The sequence below is a fragment of the Metabacillus sp. KJ11-3 genome (genome assembly GCF_055808295.1).
Map to the genome: position 1 here is coordinate 3,006,651 of NZ_CM147865.1, position 18,064 is coordinate 3,024,714.

Below are 18,064 nucleotides of genomic sequence, written 5' to 3' on the forward strand. Positions count from 1 at the left end.
TTCATCTAAATTTCATGAAATTGATATCTATATACGATGAATTGAGTCTATTTCATCTAATTCATATATATTTATCTCAAATTTTATGTAAAATTATCCTTTTATTACTATTTGTTGAAGTTTTATGATGAAGTTTTTTAGTTTGAAGATTTATGAAAATACACGAAAGACAGTTCTTAAAGAAGAACTGCCTTTCATATATTATGAATCCATCGCATCTAAAATGATCGTTACTTTAAATAAATCACCATCAACATCAATATCAAGCTGTCCCTCATGCAAGTCAATGATTGATTTTGCTATAGCTAAACCTAGACCAGATCCTTCTGTATGTCGAGATTCATCTCCACGTTTAAATCGTTCAAATAATTCATTGACATCTTCACTAAGTTCATACTTTGATACATTTTTAAAAGTTATGATAATTTGTTGATTTTCATGCTTAATTGCTAGATATGCTCTTGTATTTTCCAACGAATATTTCAGAATATTTCCTATTAAATTTTCAAAAACTCTCCACAGCTTTTGTCCATCTATATAAGCGAATAAAGGGTTATCAGGATTTGTTACACGAAATTGCACTGTCGATGCTTGAATAGTCTCATTGTATTCCGCTAATGCCTGTTGCAGCAGTTGAACAACATCTACCTTTGCTTTTGATAATTCAATATTTCCACTGGCCATTTTCGAAGCTTCAAACAAATCATCGATAAGTACTTTTAATCTTTTTGATTTACGATCAATAATCTCAATATATGTTGAACGTTCATCATTTGTAAGCTCAGCATTCTTTAATAACTCGGAATACGTAATAATAGATGTTAAGGGGGTCCTTAGATCATGGCTTACATTTGTTATTAATTCTGTTTTTAACCGTTCACTCTTCACCTGTGCTTTTTGTGAGGTTTTCACACCATGTTTTAATTGATTAATATCTGACGCAAGAGTAGCTAGTGACGTTTTTCCAACAACCTTCAAATCTGATTCAAATTTCCCTTTTGTTAAGGCAGATGCATGACGGGTTATCTCATTATAATATCCGAGCCTTCTTATCAAAACAATGGATACCGGCAATGCAACTACAACAAATGCAGGAAAGTAGATAATTAAAAATCTTGGCTCTACAACCACTACTGCAGCTCCAAGACCAAACATAAACACAATCGCCAGAACCAAAAACACTTGTGTTCCAACTCTGCGATTTGCAAAAGCATCTCGGATCATTTTTAATAATTGATAAGATATTGATCTCTTTCGTAATCCTTTATTTGACGGCAATTCTTTTATCAAAGGGAATAAATAAATCCATTGGACAATGGTTACTCCTAGAAAAAAGACCATCATAAAAAACCGGTAAAGAAGATCTCTAAATGAAAAATAGTTATAATAATGAGGAAACTCATCAATTAATAATAATGAAATGATGGCTGAGATTCCAAAAAGCCCTAACGCAACATCAATTGGTAGACGATCGTAATAATTCTTTACACGATGAGATTTTATTTTTTGGAAAATAGACATTTTCCGGGCCATAACCACACTCATTATGAGTGATATGATTGCCCCAATCGTATAAATCCAGAATACAATTCTATGGTCATTAAAATTGTGATAAGATGCCATAATGGCATTTGCATTTGAAACATCTTTACGAAGTCCGATTTTCCCTTCATATAAAACATTTGTATGATCATCTGGCAGGACATCTTCATATCCATAAATAAGGGATTCTTCCCGAACACCTAGATAGTTGACATTGTCCGTTGGATAAGTATTTACATATAACATTTTATCTTTCGTGAAGGCCGATTCTATTGTTTTAGATGGTAGATTTGTGTAGACCTCTCCGGTAGATGTGTTTTTTAAGTAATAGGCAAAAGCTTCATTATAAACATTGTAGTCTTGCCTATATCCTTCTAATTCTTTGTAATATTCATCTACTCTTTTTTCTTTTTCTTTTAAAATTTTTTCTTCAACATACTCGTCACTCTCAAAGTTTTTGGTTATATCCTCAATCTTCGTGTCACGTTCTTTTATATATACATTCGCTATATCCTCATTACCATTTGCTCTTGCCTCTTCGACTTTATATTGATACTGATCCTTTATAGTTTGGATTTGATCTGTTAGTTCACCATAACGATATCGGTATTCTTCAATTTCTTCAGTAGAGACAGTCAGTTTCTTTTTCACATCTTCCTTCGGGTGATAGGAAAACTCATATGCTTGAAGGTAACTAACTAATGCTCCAACTGACTCTTCATACTGAGAGGTTTTAAAATAACTTGGCTTTAAATAATCATTATTATTTACTAATGCGGTTAACACTCCACTAAGCCCGTATGTAAACAAAACAAGCCATAAGAGCATTACCCCTCTATTTTTCCATTTTGTATCCAATGCCCCATACCACCTTTAAATATCTTGGATTTTTAGGGTCGATTTCAATTTTTTCGCGAATTTTCCGAATGTGGACAGCAACAGTATTTTCAGCATTATAGCAAGGCTCCTGCCACACACGTTCGTAAATTTCCGAAATGGAGAACACACGACCAGCGTTCAACATTAATAATTCTACAATTTTATATTCTATCGGAGTTAGTTTTACTGCCTCTCCGTTCACCGCCACTTCCTTCGCTTCTTGATCGATCGTTAAACCATTTAAATCAATTGTTCGGTTTCTTCCTTCAAAATGACCCAGTTTTACATATCTTCTAAGTTGTGACTTAACTCGTGCTATTAGCTCTAACGGATTAAAGGGCTTGGTCACATAATCATCCGCCCCAACCTGTAAACCGAGAATTTTATCTGTATCTTCACTTTTCGCACTTAAAATAATGATCGGAATGTTTTTTTGTTCACGAATTTTAAACGTTGCAGAAATTCCATCCATCCTTGGCATCATTACATCCAGAATAATTAAATGAACTTCATTTTCTCGCAATCGTTCGATTGCTTCTACGCCATCACTAGCTAATAACACTGTCAATCCTTCATTTTTCAAATATATTTCAATTGCCTCTCTAATTTCTTTATCATCATCTACGACCAGCACAGTATAATTGTTCATGTATCTAACCTCCTTTCGAAAGTATACCATGTGTTAATTTACTTCGGATGTTCTAAGTATAATCAGAAGTTCTTAATTTAAAGGTAGGGGAAATATGAAGAATTTCTTAAGAAAAAATCTCACTTAAATGTGGTTGATATTATTAACACAAGAAAGTTTCTATACCGATTATTGATGCGAAAATATTCAATAACTAGATTCAAACAAAAAAGTGAGCCATAATAGACTCACTTCTCTCGTTTATCATCTTATCCTTTTACCGCTCCACCCGCTAAACCTTTTACAACTTTCTCTTGAGAGAAAAGATAAACAACCAGAATAGGCAAGCTTGCTAGTGTTAAGGCAGCCATAAGACCAGGTATATTCACTGAGAATTCACCTTTAAAGTCTTGCAAGCCTAATGGTAAGGTCATGTTTTCTGGACTTGAAATTAATACGAGTGCAAAAATAAACTCATTCCACAGGTGGATAAAGTTATAGATCAGCACTGTCATTAACGCTGGTGTTAACATCGGCAGAATCACTCTCCAGAAGATTCCAAAATGATTACAGCCATCCATTTTTGCTGCTTCTTCCAATGATTTTGGAATCTCCTGCATAAACTGAGTCAAAATAAAAATGGAGATTGGCAGACTAAAAGCGATATATGGTCCCAGTAAAGCCCAAACCGTATCAAAAACCCCCATGCTTTGTGTAAGTTTAAAAATCGGAATAAGAGTAGCATGTATAGGCAACATCATTCCTGATATAAACAGTAAGAATAATACTTTGTTCAACTTAAATTTCATTCTGCTTAAAGGATAACTTGCTAACGCTGCTACAAACATTACAACAAAAACAGCTACAATAGAAACCAATAAACTGTTTAAGAAGTATCGGGTTAACCCCATTTCAAACACAGATTGAAAATTTTCCAGATTAAAAGATGAAAATAGAGCAAAGGGTTCTTCAAAGAATTGACTACGTGATTTGAGTGAAGTTGAAATCATATAAATGAAAGGAAAGCCAGTGAAAACTAACAACATAATGGCAATAATATATAGAGGTATTTTTTTAAATCCCATCGTCATATTCCGTAGGCTCCTTTCTTTTTACGCAAATGATCCATCACCTGAATAATGATCGTAACGAATAAGGCTAAAAAGAACATAACAAAGGCAATCGCACTTGCATAACCCATATTGAAATTGATAAACGCCTGTTTAAACATATACGTCCCTAATAATTCAGTCCCATGGTTAGGACCTCCACCTGTCATGATATAGAAAATATCAAACGCTTTTAATGATCCTACAATTGCCAAAATAGAAGAACTTACAATCGTTGGCATGAGCAGTGGTAAAGTAATTTGAAAAAACTTTTGGAATGGATTTGCCCCATCAATTTCAGCTGCTTCATATAATTCGTCAGGAATTCCTACAATGGATGCTTTAAAAAGAATCATATAGAACGGAGAGAATTGCCAAACGATAACTAATAACACTGCAAATAATGCGGTATTTGTTTCACTGAGCCATGAAACATTTTCAAAGCCAAAAAGATTAATAATACTGTTAATAATCCCATTGATTGGATCGAACATTAAGACCCATAACAAACCGATTGCTACAGTTGACATAAGAAATGGAAAGAAATAAACACTACCAAAGAATTTAATTCCTTTAATTGGTGCAAATAGCATCAGTGCCATGATTAAACCTAAAGGAATTTGAGCAAATACCGAAGTTAATACGACCCATGTGTTGTTTGTGAGAGCTCTCCAAAAAATTGCGTCTTTAAAAAGGTCAACATAATTTTGTAATCCAACAAATACTCCTACACCCATGCCGTCCCATTTATAAAAGCTGTACATTAAGGTTGATATGATCGGGAACAAAACATAAACAGTATAAATAATAATCGCAGGTGCAACAAAAGCGCCAATTGTTAGCGCACTCCTTAATTTTTTATACTTGACAGCTGATTTCTGTCTAACCATCACTTGACGATCAGCAACTTTTACATGTGTATCCATTTCAGTCACTCCCCTTGTTACAACAAGAGGGGGAAATACCCCCTCCTACTGTAATTACTCTAAAACCTCTTTCGCTTTCTCTTCCATTTTCTTTGCAGCCTCTTCAGGTGTCATATCTAGACCAAAGATCGCTTGAGTCGTATCTTTGTGTAATTCTGCTAACTCAGGTGGAAGTGTTTGGTCATAAGGCATTTGTAAGTGAGTTGCTTGTTGTATCACATCATAAAAACGTTTTGTAAATTCATCATTTGGAACAATGTCTTTAACACCTGTTAGTGCACCAGTTCGATCTGTATAATTTTGAGCCGTTTCAGCACTAGCAAGTTCATTAGCTAGTTCAGCAGCTAACTCAGGGTTTTTACTATTTTGTGCTACTGACCATACTGGTCCAGTATTTGCACCTACATGTGTTTGATCTCCTTTACCTCCAGGAACTGTTGGATATAGGAAGAAATCTAACTTTTCTTCAAATTCAGGTGCTTCTTGTCTTACGTTATTTAAGAATGAGATCGTCATATCCATCATTGCTGCTTGACCAGTATACAGCAACTGACGACCTTGACCTTCATCATAAGGAACACCATTAAACCCTGGATTGAATGCATCTCTTTTTACTAGCTCTTGAATATACTTCCCTGCCTCAACATATGCTGGGTCATCGAATCCTTTCCCTTCCCTATTGAAGGCACTTTCAAATAATTCAGGCCCTGCAATTCTGCTTGCAAAATTCATAAAATGATAAGCACCTGGCCACTTTGTTTGATTAGCTAAAGCAATAGGAATAACGTCATTTTCTTTGAGCGTATCAATGACATTTAACCATTCTTCATATGTTTCTGGTGCCTTTAATCCATATTTTTCGAAGATCTCTTTGTTGTAGAAAACAACATCCAATGATAAACCTAACGGCAAGCCATAAATCTTTCCATCAAATGTCGCATTGTTAAGAGCAAGTTCATTGAAATGAGATTTATCAGTCGTTTCTGTAATATCGTATACTTTTCCTTGATCAACAAAGTTCTTTAACCATCCGCCGCCCCAACTATGGAATACATCTGGTGCTTTATTTCCAGACATAGCAACAGATAACTTTTGCTTATAAGCATCATTAGGAATTTGAAGCATTTTCACTTCAACATCTGGATGCTTTTCCTCAAAACGTTTCACAGCCTCTTCATAAACAACTTCTCTTTCGCCTGGATCAATATGCCAGAATTCTAGTGTCGTTTTGCCGCCATTTGACTCACTCTTTTCAGTATCAGAGGTTGTTTGCTCTGTTGAACCACCCCCGTTAAGTCCACATGCAGCTAACAGTAAAAGCGCTATAATTGTGAAAACAGATAATAATTTCTTCATTCTTCCATCCCCTTTGTTTTCGTTATTAGCTTTAATTTGTTATCAATTGCTTATTTTTCAAATAATTCATGCTGATCTCAATGCTCTCTAGCGGCGATCTTCTCGATCTGTCCTGTTCAACAACAAACCACTCTACTTTTGATTGTTCCCCTTGATATAGCACCCCGTCTAGATTAACCCCACCAGTTCCTAATTCCGCAAAAAACATCTCCCCATCTGTTGTCATATCCTTTAGATGAACAAGTGGTGTTCTTCCTTCGTATCGTTTTAACCACTGAACTGGATCTTCACCAGCTTTTGTTAACCAATATACATCAAATTCTGCCTTCACCCATTCAGGATTGGTTTTATCTAATAGAAGTTCTAAAGGCTTTTTACCATTATCTATTTCAATTAATTCAAAATCATGATTATGATAAGAAAGAGTAATGCCTGATTCATGACATCTTCGGCCAATTTCATTTAGGATTGGAATTAGTTCATTGTAAGCCTCTTTTGTTCTTCTCTCAGCTGGTAGTACAGGACATGCAATATGTTGACTACCTATTATTTGCTGGTATTCTATGACCTGGTCTAATTCATTTTCAAGCATCGCAATTGGAACATGACTAGAGCTTGCTTTCAGTCTTAATCGATCAAGTTCATTTTTCAATTGACCTGCTGTTAGTCCTCCATATCCTGCAAACTCTACTCCTTGATATCCAAGTTTTGCTACCTTCTCTAGTGTTCCTACAAAATCTTTTTCAGTCTCTTCACGTAATGTGAATAACTGTAAGCTGAATTGAAAGTTCACCATAAACAAATCATCCTTTCCATGGCTAAAATTATGTAATCGGTTACAAATTTATTTCTATTTTCATAGAATATTTAGATATTCACCTCCTTTAACTGTAACCGATTACATTTTATGTGTTTAGTTTTTCATTTAGCACCTTTTCCTTCCCACCACATGATTCTCTAACAATTAATTCACATTCTAATACATATTGTGACTTCACTATCGGTTTTCCCTGCATTTGCAAGAGTAGTAAATTCATTGACTTTTGTCCCATTTCAAAAAGTGGTTGAGCTACAGTTGTTAACGCTGGATCAAATTTAGAAGAAAAGCCGATATTATCAAATCCCACTACAGCTAAATCTGTTGGGACACTATGTCCTAGCTCTTTTGCTGCCTTTATTGCCCCCATTGCCATATCATCGTTTGCTGCAAAAATAGCAGTTGGGGTTTTCTCGATTGCCATTATTTTTAACATTTGATTATAGCCAGATTCAAAAGTATAGTCTCCCTCTTGAACAAGCATATTACGAATCTCTATATTGTTTTGCATCAAAGCTTGCTTATAACCTTTATATCTACCTCTGGACATCGCAAACTTCAACGGACCCGTAATATGAGCAATTTCACGATGACCCAAACCAATAAGATGTTCAACAGCGTCACGACTACTACTAACATTATCGATTGATACAGAGGGTACCTTTAAACCTTCGATATAAGCTGTAGCTAAAACAAGCGGATATTCTTCACTTAATGCCTTTATATAGTCAGCATCCATTCGCTCTGATAACAGTATCATTCCGTCTGTTTGTTTTTGCTTTAATAATTCAACGAGACCATACTCGTTTTCTACATTTCTATTCGTATTCCCTAATAAAACCCGGTATCCATGCTTGGATGCTTCGTACTCAATTCCTTCAATAATACCCGAGAAAACTGTATTCATAATACTTGGTACTACTACGAGAATGATTTTAGTTTCATTTCTACGGAACTGGCGTGCTAGCATATTAGGTTGATAATTTAACTGTTCAATAACACTTAATACTTTCTTTCTTGTTGGTTCTCTTACAGTTTCAGGATTATGCAGCACCCTTGAAACAGTAGCAACTGAGACGTTTGCTAATTTAGCCACATCACGCATTTTCACCATATAACCATTCTCCCTGCGGATAACTTTTCTCTTTGTACCATTTTTGTAACCGATTACATTTTTCAGTATAAGCACTTAATTTTTATCTTTCAACACCTAATTTCCAAATCAGGTAAAATGGCCCATTTTTTATCAAATACAAAAAGTAAACCTCTATACAAAGTACAGAGGCTCCTCAAGTTTTTCATATAGAAAGTATCAGGGGGGATACTGTCTTTTTCTATATACCCTAATTAACAAAAGATAAACCTAAAAACATTTATTTTTTTCTACATTCAAATAATTTCCTATTTTCATAGATTTCATATTGACATTTACTTCAAAACAAGAGAAAATGAACGCGTGTACATAATATGTTTAGGGGTGAATACATTAGCTAATAGAAAAGATGTTGCCAGATTAGCAGGCGTTTCTGAAGCGACTGTTTCCCGGGTATTCAACAATGTATCGCCTCTGCGCGAAGAGACAAAACGCAAAGTACTTCAAGCTGCTAAAGAGCTTAATTATCATCCTAATGTCATTGCACAAAACTTTGCAAAGGGAAAAAGCCATAACATCGGTGTGATCGTTCCCTATTTACCAAAGGTGAATGTCATGTCCACTCATTATTTCTCAGAGATAGTCAGTGGTATTGGTGCAAAGCTTGGAGAATCTGGCTATGGCTTACTCTTACTTTTTCAACCTCCAGATGAGCGAAAAAATTATGTACAGCTTTTTCAATCACAACGTGTTGATGGATGCATTATTTTAGGTTCCAGCGATAATGCTGCTGAAATAGAAGCTATAGAAGAACTTCATCAATTACAATTACCTTATTGCCTTATTAACCAAACGTATTCCGGCTATTCCTTTCACACAATTGATGCAGATCATGTAGGTGGTAGTTTCCAAGCAACATCCTTTTTACTTGATAAAGGATTCCGACATGTTATTTTCATAAATGGACCTAAGGAATATTCAAATAGTCTTGACCGTTTCAAAGGTTATAAACAAGCTTTTGACAAAAGGAATGAGCGATTTTCTAAAGAATTTGTTTTCGAGGGTAATTATAGTAGAAAAAGCGGATATCAAGCCGCTAAAGAAATTTCAAAGTTACTACCTACATCTAAAGCAATCTTTTCTGCAAATGACCGAATGGCAATTGGACTTATGCAAGGCTTGGGTGAACTAGGACTTCAAGCAGGCACAGATTATGCAATCATTGGCTATGATGATTCTGAAATCGCAAGAATGACATCACCTCCACTTACAACTGTAAGGGTTCCACTATATGAAATGGGAAAACTGGCAGCTGAAAAAATATTGAATTTTATTTCAGGTAATGAATCTGAACAACAAATTCGACTACCAGTAACATTAATTGAACGCAAATCAACCTCACTTGACATGTACTAGTACCAGATGATTTCCGGCACTAGTACTGATCATAGATTTTAAAACCAATTCTATAAAACTTTTTAAAGGGGGATATGTTATGAACAATATTAAAGTTGGTATGATTGGCTATAAATTCATGGGGAAAGCTCATAGTCACGCATATCGTGACCTTCCACTTTTCTTCCCAAATACTGTTCATCCTGAAATGAAAGTAATTTGCGGACGTAATCCAGAGGGTGTGAAAGAAGCTGCAAAACAATTCGGCTGGGAGGAATACACAACTGAATGGAAGGAACTTATTCAACGTGATGATATCGATTTAATCGATATAAATGCACCGAGTGATGTACATAAGGAAATTACAATTGCCGCTGCAAAAGCAGGCAAGCATGTATTTTGCGAAAAACCGTTAGCGCTTACACTTGAAGATTCCAGAGAAATGCTTGAGGTTGTTGAGGCTGCTGGTGTGAAACATATGGTAGGCTTCAACTATCGTTTCGCTCCTGCTGTTATGCTAGCAAAAAAATTAATAGATGAAGGCAAGTTAGGTGATATCTATCATTACCGTGCCTGGTTCTTACAAGATTGGTTAATTGATCCGAACTTCCCTCTTGCTTGGAGACTTCAAAAAGAAATCGCCGGCTCTGGTTCCCACGGCGATCTAGGAGCTCATTTAATTGACCTGGCACATTATTTGATAGGCGATATGACAGAAGTAATTGGTATGAGTGAAACGTTTATTAAGCAAAGACCTATTACAACAGGTACTTCCGGTTTATCGGCTGGAGGTAGTAACGAAAATGCTGAAAAAGGTGAAGTAACAGTTGATGATGCTACCTTATTCTTAACACGTTTCGCTAATGGGGCTTTAGGTAGCTTTGAAGCAACACGATATGCCGCAGGACATCGTTGTACGAATTCATTTGAAATCAACGGCAGTAAAGGAAGCGTTATCTTTGATTTTGAACGAATGAATGAGCTTCAAGTTTACTTCACAGATGATCGTGATGATGTTCAAGGATTCCGTCGAGTATTAGCAACAGACCCGGCTCACGCATTTGCAGAAAACTGGTGGCCACCAGGACACACAATTGGATATGAACACACATTTATTCATGAAGTAGTCGAATTAATGGAAGCGTTTAAAGAAGACCGTCAGCCTGTTCCTAACTTCCGTGATGGTGTGAAATGTCAACAGGTTTTAGAAGCTGTTGACCGCTCAATTGAAAAACGCCAATGGATTAAAGTGTCTGACGTTTAATATTTTTTACTTAACCTATTAAGGAGTGTTTAACTATGAAAAAAAATGCATTAATCGTTTGGGGCGGCTGGGACGGCCATGAACCGGAACAAATAAGTCAAATTTTTAAAGGAATTCTTGAAGAAGAAAATTTCAATGTAGAAGTATCTGATTCATTAGAATCTTACGCTGATACGGAAAAATTAAAATCTTTAGACCTTATTGTTCCACACTGGACAATGGGAGAAATCGAGAAAAAATATGTACTAAATATTTCAGAAGCTGTCATGAACGGTGTTGGCTTAGCAGGATGTCATGGCGGAATGTGTGACTCATTCCGAAACAATGTAGACTGGCAATTTATGACCGGCGGTAACTGGGTTGCACACCCTGGAAATGATGGTGTGGAATACATGGTGAACATCAAGCATTCAACAAGTCCGCTTTTAGAAGGACTTTCTGATTTTAAAGTCGTAAGTGAACAATACTACTTACATTTCGATCCAGCTGTTGAAGTATTAGCCACAACACGTTTTCCAGTTGTTGACGGACCACATGCAGCAAATAAAGCAGTTGATATGCCTGTAGTCTGGACAAAACGTTGGGGACATGGAAATGTTTTTTATAATTCATTAGGTCATAAAGCAAACATCGTCTCAATGCCTGAAGTTTCACTTATGATGCGTCGCGGATTCTTATGGGCAGCAGAAGGTAAACAACGAGCTGAAAGTTTAGCTGTTGCAGCAAATGGCCGTTCTTACACAGGTATGGGTGATAGTCAGTAAATCTTATTAAAAATTTGGAGGTTTGAATATGAAAAAGTTAAAAATCGGAATTATAGGGTGTGGAAATATCAGCTCTATCTACATGGAAAATTGTCAAAATTTTGAGCATCTTGAACTTGTAGCTTGTGCTGATCTTGATGTGGAACGTGCCCAATCACAAGCAACAAAGTTTGGGATTCCAAAAGCATATACAGTTCAAGAGCTTCTTGATGATTCTGATATTCAACTAGTGATCAACTTAACTATTCCAAAAGCACATGCAGCCGTATGTATTCAAGCGCTCGAAGCTGGCAAACATGTTTATACAGAAAAACCGCTTGCAGTCACACGTGAGGAAGGAAAGCAAATTTTAGAGACAGCAAAAAAACACAATCTCCTAGTTGGAAGCGCTCCAGACACGTTTTTAGGTGCAGGTATTCAAACTTCCATCAAGCTTATTGAACAAGGTGAAATCGGTGTTCCAATCGGTGCCTCTGCCTTCATGATCAGCCGTGGCCATGAACACTGGCATCCAGATCCAGCCTTTTTCTATGATATTGGTGGCGGTCCGATGTTCGATATGGGGCCATATTATTTAACTGCCCTTGTTTCATTATTAGGACCTATTAAACGAATCTCAGGTTCTACTAGAATTAGTTATCCAGAGCGAATTGTTTCAAGTGAACCGAAAGCTGGTGAAAAAATCAACGTACAAACACCAACCCATATTTCAGGTGTGATTGATTTTGCTTCAGGAGCGGTTGGAACCATTACGACAAGCTTTGATGCAATGGGCGGCTCATCACTTCCTCCTATTGAAATCTATGGAAGTGAAGGTACATTACTTGTACCAGATCCAAATACATTCGGTGGACCTGTTAAGATCCGCAAAAAAGGTGAAAAAGAATTTATTGAAGTCCCATTATCTTATGGATATGCTCAAAACAGCAGAGGTTTGGGTGTAGCAGATATGGCAAACGCTATTCTAAACGGTGGGACATATCGTGCAAGCGGCGAACTTGCCTACCATGTATTAGAGGCTATGCACGGCTTCCATGATTCTTCTGATCAAGGAAGTCATTATCAAATGGAAAGCACGTGTAAAAGACCGGATTCTTTAGATGTTGAGCAGGAAGTTTCCCAGTAAGATCACTGTGTGGATACGATTTAATTTCTTCAAAGTCCTTCTTCGTTTAATGAAGGACTTTTTTCTTTTGTTCCTCATCAAATTTGTCCTTCATTCCCTTTATGAAGGACATTTCCTTTAGTTCTTCCCCAAATTTGTCTTTCACTCCCTTTATGAAGGATTTCCTTTAGTTCTTCCCCAAATTTGTCTTTCATCCCTTCATGAAGGACAATTCCTATTTTTTCTTCACCAACTTTGTCCTTCATTGCAAACCGCCAAAAATCACAAAAAAGCAGTCAGATGATTCATGTTCATCAGACTGCGCACAAGAAATGTATGCCCTACTTCTTCTCTTCTAACCTTTTCAAATACTCTACCGCTTCTGACAGAGTACCTACCGGGACAATTTTAACGTTATATCCATTATCCTCAGCTTGGGCAATAGCATCCTTTTCATTTAGGTCAAGCTCGGTTAAGTCTTTTGGAGCAAAAAAGATATCGGCTCCTTCTTCTTCAGCAGCAATAACTTTATGGGTGATGCCCCCAATTTGGCCAACATTTCCGTTATGATCGATCGTCCCTGTACCTGCAATTTTGTATCCCTTTGTAAGGTCATCAGCTGTTAACTGGTTAAAGATTTCTAAAGAAAACATAAGTCCTGCTGATGGACCCCCAATATCTTCACTTTTGATGCTGACTGTTTTTGGGATCGTTGCGGTAAATTCCTCTTCGGGTGCAATTCCGATACCTACTTTACCAGAAGACTCGTCTAACATGATAATGTCCACTGTTTTTTCAAGTTCTTTGTTTCCTCGTAAAATAGTTAGTGCTGCACGATCACCTATCTTTTTATTCTGTTGGATATAATCAATAAATTCAGGTGCTTCAACGATTTTGTTACCATCTACACTTGTAATAATGTCGCCAACTTTCAGAGTTTTCTTTGCAGGTGAATTAGCTACAATACCTCTGACAAATATACCTTTATAATCAATAGTAACTTCTTCATCAGCGGCTCTAAAAGCTGCTACCAGTGCATTCTGCTGTGAATCCTTCATCATAAAATCTAACAAACTATTATATTCTGCATCTGATAGATCTCCTTTTACACTCTCTTCCTCCATTACATCTGTATTTGGTGCTACTAGACCATATGCTAATAAATAGGGATTAGCCTTTATTTGTAGGACAGTTGTTAAGTGAAAGCTTCCCTCTTCATTCTCATATCCATTCTCTACCTTAATAATCGGTGCCAGTTCTTCCATTGGTCCTGGTTGATATAAATAATAGGGTGTTGGGATAAACGCTATGATGACTAGTACTAGCAAGATGAAAATATATCTTTTTACTCTTGGTTTAAATGACTTTTTATACATGTGGTATTGTGCTCCTCAAAATTTTTTCGTTATTTTTATTATAGTCGTTTCTATCTCTGTTTTGACGAAAAAAAGAGACGATATTAAAAATCGCCTCTTTCCCATTTATATTGAACGACTATATGCCTTCTTCGCTTGAAGAGTAAAGTCCTGCTGCAGAAGATTTACTTCAAAGAGTTTTAATGGATCATAGAAGACTTCAGGGTTATCCCTCATATTCGCTAACTCTTCATTGCCATTTTGAATAGTCTCTTTTGTTTGTATTATCGTGTTTTCAACCTCTTTAATCGGACCTTGAAAAAACGACGAAACGTCTTGATTTAGTCCTTTTTCAAATAGTTCAAATGGCAGGAATAATTTATTAGCAATTGAATTTGTTACTTCTTCATACGATTCATTTTCAACATATTTTTTATATTGATTAAATAGCACGTGATTGCTTTGATTCATCGTACCGAATAGCTTTCCGGCACCTTTTAATAAAAGCTGTGTTGGTTTATTTTTCAAAAGAATGTTTTCCTTTTCATAGCGAACACGGCCAGTCATTCGAGTAATATCACGGTTCCAATCATCTAATAACGAAAAATCACACTGCAGGGAAAGCTTCTTTTCCTCATAAATATCATTGAATGTGTCACTCATTTCGTTCAAGTATGATTGACTTTCAAGAAGCTCATCATGTGAAGCAGAAATCCATGTTTCAAGTTGATTAAATACTGTTGGCAGTAGTTTATCTTCGACATAGTCCTGTATTTTTGCATTCATCTTTTCATTCAGAGTAATGTGAATTTGCTTGAAATCACTATCTTCTTTAATAAGAGCAGAGCTTTCCTTTAATAGCTTAGGGATTGTCTCCGTTAATTCTGCTTTCGATACTTTTAATAAGGTTTTATACGCAGAAATAACTGTGTCTACTTTTTCATACTGTAAATCAGATAACTTGTTTGTGAGACCCTTTAATCTAACTAATATATCTTCATTCCATTCTATCGAGTAGATGAGACCTTTTTCCATATCCACACGTTTTTGAAGGAGATCAGCTAGAACTTTTCTTATTAACGTTAAAATATTTGCAGCTCGTTTTTCCCTCTTTTCCTTTATTTCATATGGGAAATGAGTAGAAAGGAAGGCATTTAATTGACTTAATTGCTGTCCAAATGGATGTAAGGAAGAATAAGGAAGAATCTCTGCCTCCGGATATATATCTGCAATTTTCAATTTAATCTCGTTTATAACTGCTTGAGTATGAGCATCACTCGCAATTAAATCTACCTTATTTAATATAAAATGAACCTTCACATCAGGTGCAAACTTTTTCAGTTGATATAAAACATCACTTTCGCTTTCTGATAGTGGTGATGACCCATCAAGAATGTAGAGTACTCCGTCTGCCAATAAAGAAGTATTAAAGAGCTCATTGCGTGTTTCCTGATCTTTATGAATGGATGGTGAATCAATTAAGGCACATTGATGTTCATTCAAAAAGATACATGGTCTCTTTACTTGGTACAATGAGGATGGCATCACTTCCATCTCTTTCACTAATTCCCTTTGATCTTCAAGATAGCGATGACCGCTACTTGTAATTTGACTCATTGTAAGTTCATCGTCATCATGCAGAACAACAAAGGCTGAACTTGAGCCTTTAAAGAATTTATCACCTAGTAGTGAATTAACAAAAGTTGTTTTTCCACTGCCTTCCTCACCCATAAGCAAAAAATGCTGTTTAATGTTCGAGTTGATTAATTCCTCTAACCACCAGCTCACTCGTTTATCAACTTCAAGTGCATGAGTTTCTGCCCAATTTTTTATCGTTTTGAACAACTGGAGTGCCTGCTCTGATCCATTTTGGTTATGTTCCACTTCAAAAATAACTTCCTCTGCTGTATACACAGCATCTTGAATAATCTGCCCCGGGAAAATTTCATTCCATGCGAGCACAGTAGCTGCAGGTGATAATGATGTTGCTCTTGTTGAAAGCTTTAACCAGCAAGCTAACAAATGTGGAATAACTACTTGTAATTCTTTCAGGTAATATCGACCATCTGTCAGTTCCTTAAATGTTTGTTCGTAGAGCTCTACAATTTGATTCCAATCAGCATCCTCTTTATATTCGACTGTTGAAAGAACCATTTCATTAATTGTTTGGATCCAATAAAGATATGAATCTTCTTTTTTATAGCTATCCCATAACGCTCCGATAAAAGAAATAAGGGACGGCCTGCTAGCCTCATACATTGCGAGCAGTGCTTCCGCAAAATAATCCGGGCTAAAGATTTTGGTTTTACCTTCTTTTACATAAGAAGTCAATACTGAAAACCATTCTTCTCTTTGTGTACGTATCACTTCACTTACAGCTAACTTAACTGCATGTTCATCGTCATTTTGTTCCTCATAAAAATCCCGTGCCGTCCTTGTTACTTCAGGATAGTCCGGGTCAATCATTACAGCCTTTTGAATCGTGTCATAGGCATGTTCAAGCTTTTCTCGTTCTGTATATAAGAAAAATAACTTAAGAGTTACTTCACTTTTCAGCGTCAGTTCTTCTGTTTCAATAGACGTGTACATATCCTCAGCGGCAGAGAGTAAGCCCAACTGATAATAGGCATCTCCAATATTCATTTTTGCCCAAGGTTCTAGTTCATTTTTTATATTTTCCCATTTAAAAATAGCTGTTTCGTAATCCTGTGCATGGAAATAGTATTCCCCTTGTGCATATCGTATGTATGACAAATCAAAGCTCTCATCCCTGCTTTGTTCATCATAATACACCTGTCCCAATTCATGTACAGTATGTTTTTCATCACTTCCTTGCAAATAGGTCCGATAAAATGTCTTTTCAATTAGCTGTTCTTCTCTCGTCATCGTCTTCCTCCTACAACCCCTCATATAGTGACTATTTATATATAGTTTATCTTATTATTAACTCCTCTGCACTTTATAACATGAAACATTAGAAAAACTTGGCTTGTCGCCAAGTCCTAATGGCGAAAGCCTTAGTTTTTCTTATACTATCATCGATAAAATTTATTTCCTTTCTGATAGTATTAGAAAAACTCGCCATCTGGCGAGCACTGAAAGGCAAAATAGCAGCATCGGTGCACTAATTACCTAACTAATCATTAAAGAAAAACCAATCTCTTCATATAATAATACGCATAGAGGATTGGTTTTATTAGGGTTTTTATAAAAAATTCACTTCTCTTTTTTTCTGCTGTCAAGCTTCCTTAAAAAGTACATAATCAGTGCTCCAATCCCTAAGCCCGGAATTAAAGAGAGTATTGGAAAAAAAATAGGTCCGATAGATATTCCGTTGAATTTTACAATAGGTGCGTACATAGTACCAACTGTGACAGTGTAAGCACTACATACATAGGGTAAAAAAGAGTAACGGGGCATTTTTCCTTGTTCCGAGTCTTTTACAGCATCCCACATGGCAAACATATAAACACAAGGATAAAACATAAGCCATTGATAATTAAGTACCTCAAAGGCTTTATCCATTTCTCCTAGGTAGCTGGCCATAATTGCTGAATTAAAATTGCTATTAACATTTATTAGAAATTCAAGAAAGATAAACACAAAACCTTTTAACAATTTTTTATTAAGTATTTGAGCAAACCCAGGTAAGGCAATACTCCAAAGAATCGCTTCTGTTTTTGACGTCATATGTATGCTTCCCATCATCATTTTTAAAGTAATCAATTACTTCCCTCGTTTTATTACTATTTACAATCACTTCCAAATCTATTCCAAAAGTGATCGTTTTTGATGAGTGGAATTTTGACAATTTTCGCATACATATTAAAA

15 protein-coding genes are annotated in these 18,064 nt (G+C 36.0%); 4 read left to right on the forward strand and 11 right to left on the reverse strand.

The genetic code is table 11. The features are described from left to right. Positions 1-201: 201 nt before the first annotated feature. From AC0L8O_RS15335 to AC0L8O_RS15365, 7 genes are all read right to left on the reverse strand, one after another. Positions 202-2,400, reverse strand: coding sequence for a histidine kinase dimerization/phospho-acceptor domain-containing protein (locus AC0L8O_RS15335; protein ID WP_473443492.1), 2,199 nt, complete (start codon positions 2,398-2,400; stop codon positions 202-204). Beyond that, positions 2,378-3,070, reverse strand: coding sequence for a response regulator transcription factor (locus tag AC0L8O_RS15340; RefSeq protein WP_026559570.1), 693 nt, complete (start codon positions 3,068-3,070; stop codon positions 2,378-2,380). The genes AC0L8O_RS15335 and AC0L8O_RS15340 overlap by 23 nt, the downstream gene beginning before the upstream one ends. Positions 3,071-3,318: 248 nt before the next feature. Next, entirely contained in the window at positions 3,319-4,140 is an 822-nt protein-coding gene (locus AC0L8O_RS15345; RefSeq protein WP_473443494.1) for a carbohydrate ABC transporter permease, read from the reverse strand. Further along, a complete protein-coding gene (locus AC0L8O_RS15350) occupies positions 4,137-5,084 on the reverse strand; it encodes a carbohydrate ABC transporter permease (protein WP_473443496.1) in 948 nt (315 codons plus the stop codon). The genes AC0L8O_RS15345 and AC0L8O_RS15350 overlap by 4 nt, the downstream gene beginning before the upstream one ends. A gap of 54 nt (positions 5,085-5,138) precedes the next feature. Beyond that, positions 5,139-6,440 carry an extracellular solute-binding protein gene (locus AC0L8O_RS15355; protein ID WP_473443498.1) on the reverse strand — a complete coding sequence of 434 codons (1,302 nt, stop codon included), beginning with the start codon at positions 6,438-6,440 and terminating at the stop codon, positions 5,139-5,141. 31 nt (positions 6,441-6,471) lie between these two features. Next, the gene (locus tag AC0L8O_RS15360) at positions 6,472-7,236 is read right to left on the reverse strand and encodes a sugar phosphate isomerase/epimerase family protein (protein ID WP_473443500.1); all 765 of its coding nucleotides are present in this window, start codon (positions 7,234-7,236) and stop codon (positions 6,472-6,474) included. Positions 7,237-7,345: 109 nt separating this feature from the next. After that, a complete protein-coding gene (locus tag AC0L8O_RS15365; RefSeq protein ID WP_226527675.1) occupies positions 7,346-8,371 on the reverse strand; it encodes a LacI family DNA-binding transcriptional regulator in 1,026 nt (341 codons plus the stop codon). Between the two features lie 342 nt (positions 8,372-8,713). On the opposite strand from AC0L8O_RS15365, the gene AC0L8O_RS15370 reads away from it, so the two are divergent. From AC0L8O_RS15370 to AC0L8O_RS15385, 4 genes are all read left to right on the forward strand, one after another. Next, positions 8,714-9,766, forward strand: coding sequence for a LacI family DNA-binding transcriptional regulator (locus tag AC0L8O_RS15370; RefSeq protein WP_473443502.1), 1,053 nt, complete (start codon positions 8,714-8,716; stop codon positions 9,764-9,766). 79 nt (positions 9,767-9,845) lie between these two features. Continuing rightward, the gene (locus tag AC0L8O_RS15375) at positions 9,846-11,009 is read left to right on the forward strand and encodes a Gfo/Idh/MocA family protein (RefSeq protein WP_473443504.1); all 1,164 of its coding nucleotides are present in this window, start codon (positions 9,846-9,848) and stop codon (positions 11,007-11,009) included. Positions 11,010-11,044: 35 nt separating this feature from the next. Then, positions 11,045-11,773: a ThuA domain-containing protein gene (locus AC0L8O_RS15380; protein ID WP_226527672.1), complete on the forward strand. Its 729-nt coding sequence runs from the start codon at positions 11,045-11,047 to the stop codon at positions 11,771-11,773. 28 nt (positions 11,774-11,801) lie between these two features. Then, the gene (locus tag AC0L8O_RS15385; protein ID WP_473443506.1) at positions 11,802-12,899 is read left to right on the forward strand and encodes a Gfo/Idh/MocA family protein; all 1,098 of its coding nucleotides are present in this window, start codon (positions 11,802-11,804) and stop codon (positions 12,897-12,899) included. A 77-nt stretch (positions 12,900-12,976) separates the two neighbouring features. On the opposite strand, the gene AC0L8O_RS15390 is transcribed toward AC0L8O_RS15385, so the two are convergent. The 4 genes from AC0L8O_RS15390 to AC0L8O_RS15405 all read right to left on the reverse strand — a co-directional run bounded on the left by AC0L8O_RS15390 (position 12,977) and on the right by AC0L8O_RS15405 (position 17,923). After that, a complete protein-coding gene (locus tag AC0L8O_RS15390; RefSeq protein ID WP_473443507.1) occupies positions 12,977-13,144 on the reverse strand; it encodes a hypothetical protein in 168 nt (55 codons plus the stop codon). A 75-nt stretch (positions 13,145-13,219) separates the two neighbouring features. Continuing rightward, the gene (locus AC0L8O_RS15395; protein ID WP_473443509.1) at positions 13,220-14,254 is read right to left on the reverse strand and encodes a SepM family pheromone-processing serine protease; all 1,035 of its coding nucleotides are present in this window, start codon (positions 14,252-14,254) and stop codon (positions 13,220-13,222) included. Between the two features lie 105 nt (positions 14,255-14,359). Further along, positions 14,360-17,119 (reverse strand): GTP-binding protein, encoded by a 2,760-nt coding sequence (locus AC0L8O_RS15400; protein WP_473443511.1) that lies wholly within the window; start codon positions 17,117-17,119, stop codon positions 14,360-14,362. A gap of 330 nt (positions 17,120-17,449) precedes the next feature. Then, positions 17,450-17,923: a hypothetical protein gene (locus AC0L8O_RS15405; protein ID WP_232230106.1), complete on the reverse strand. Its 474-nt coding sequence runs from the start codon at positions 17,921-17,923 to the stop codon at positions 17,450-17,452. Positions 17,924-18,064 lie beyond the last annotated feature (141 nt).

Bases quoted from the DNA above. Each gene is read 5' to 3' on its own strand.
- AC0L8O_RS15355 (WP_473443498.1), bottom strand. From the start codon at position 6,440: ATGAAGAAATTATTATCTGTTTTCACAATTATAGCGCTTTTACTGTTA.
- AC0L8O_RS15340 (WP_026559570.1), bottom strand. From the start codon at position 3,070: ATGAACAATTATACTGTGCTGGTCGTAGATGATGATAAAGAAATTAGA.
- AC0L8O_RS15390 (WP_473443507.1), bottom strand. From the start codon at position 13,144: ATGAAGGACAAAGTTGGTGAAGAAAAAATAGGAATTGTCCTTCATGAA.
- AC0L8O_RS15365 (WP_226527675.1), bottom strand. From the start codon at position 8,371: ATGGTGAAAATGCGTGATGTGGCTAAATTAGCAAACGTCTCAGTTGCT.
- AC0L8O_RS15380 (WP_226527672.1), top strand. From the start codon at position 11,045: ATGAAAAAAAATGCATTAATCGTTTGGGGCGGCTGGGACGGCCATGAA.
- AC0L8O_RS15375 (WP_473443504.1), top strand. From the start codon at position 9,846: ATGAACAATATTAAAGTTGGTATGATTGGCTATAAATTCATGGGGAAA.
- AC0L8O_RS15405 (WP_232230106.1), bottom strand. From the start codon at position 17,923: ATGACGTCAAAAACAGAAGCGATTCTTTGGAGTATTGCCTTACCTGGG.
- AC0L8O_RS15350 (WP_473443496.1), bottom strand. From the start codon at position 5,084: ATGGATACACATGTAAAAGTTGCTGATCGTCAAGTGATGGTTAGACAG.
- AC0L8O_RS15395 (WP_473443509.1), bottom strand. From the start codon at position 14,254: ATGTATAAAAAGTCATTTAAACCAAGAGTAAAAAGATATATTTTCATC.
- AC0L8O_RS15345 (WP_473443494.1), bottom strand. From the start codon at position 4,140: ATGACGATGGGATTTAAAAAAATACCTCTATATATTATTGCCATTATG.
- AC0L8O_RS15400 (WP_473443511.1), bottom strand. From the start codon at position 17,119: ATGACGAGAGAAGAACAGCTAATTGAAAAGACATTTTATCGGACCTAT.
- AC0L8O_RS15385 (WP_473443506.1), top strand. From the start codon at position 11,802: ATGAAAAAGTTAAAAATCGGAATTATAGGGTGTGGAAATATCAGCTCT.
- AC0L8O_RS15360 (WP_473443500.1), bottom strand. From the start codon at position 7,236: ATGGTGAACTTTCAATTCAGCTTACAGTTATTCACATTACGTGAAGAG.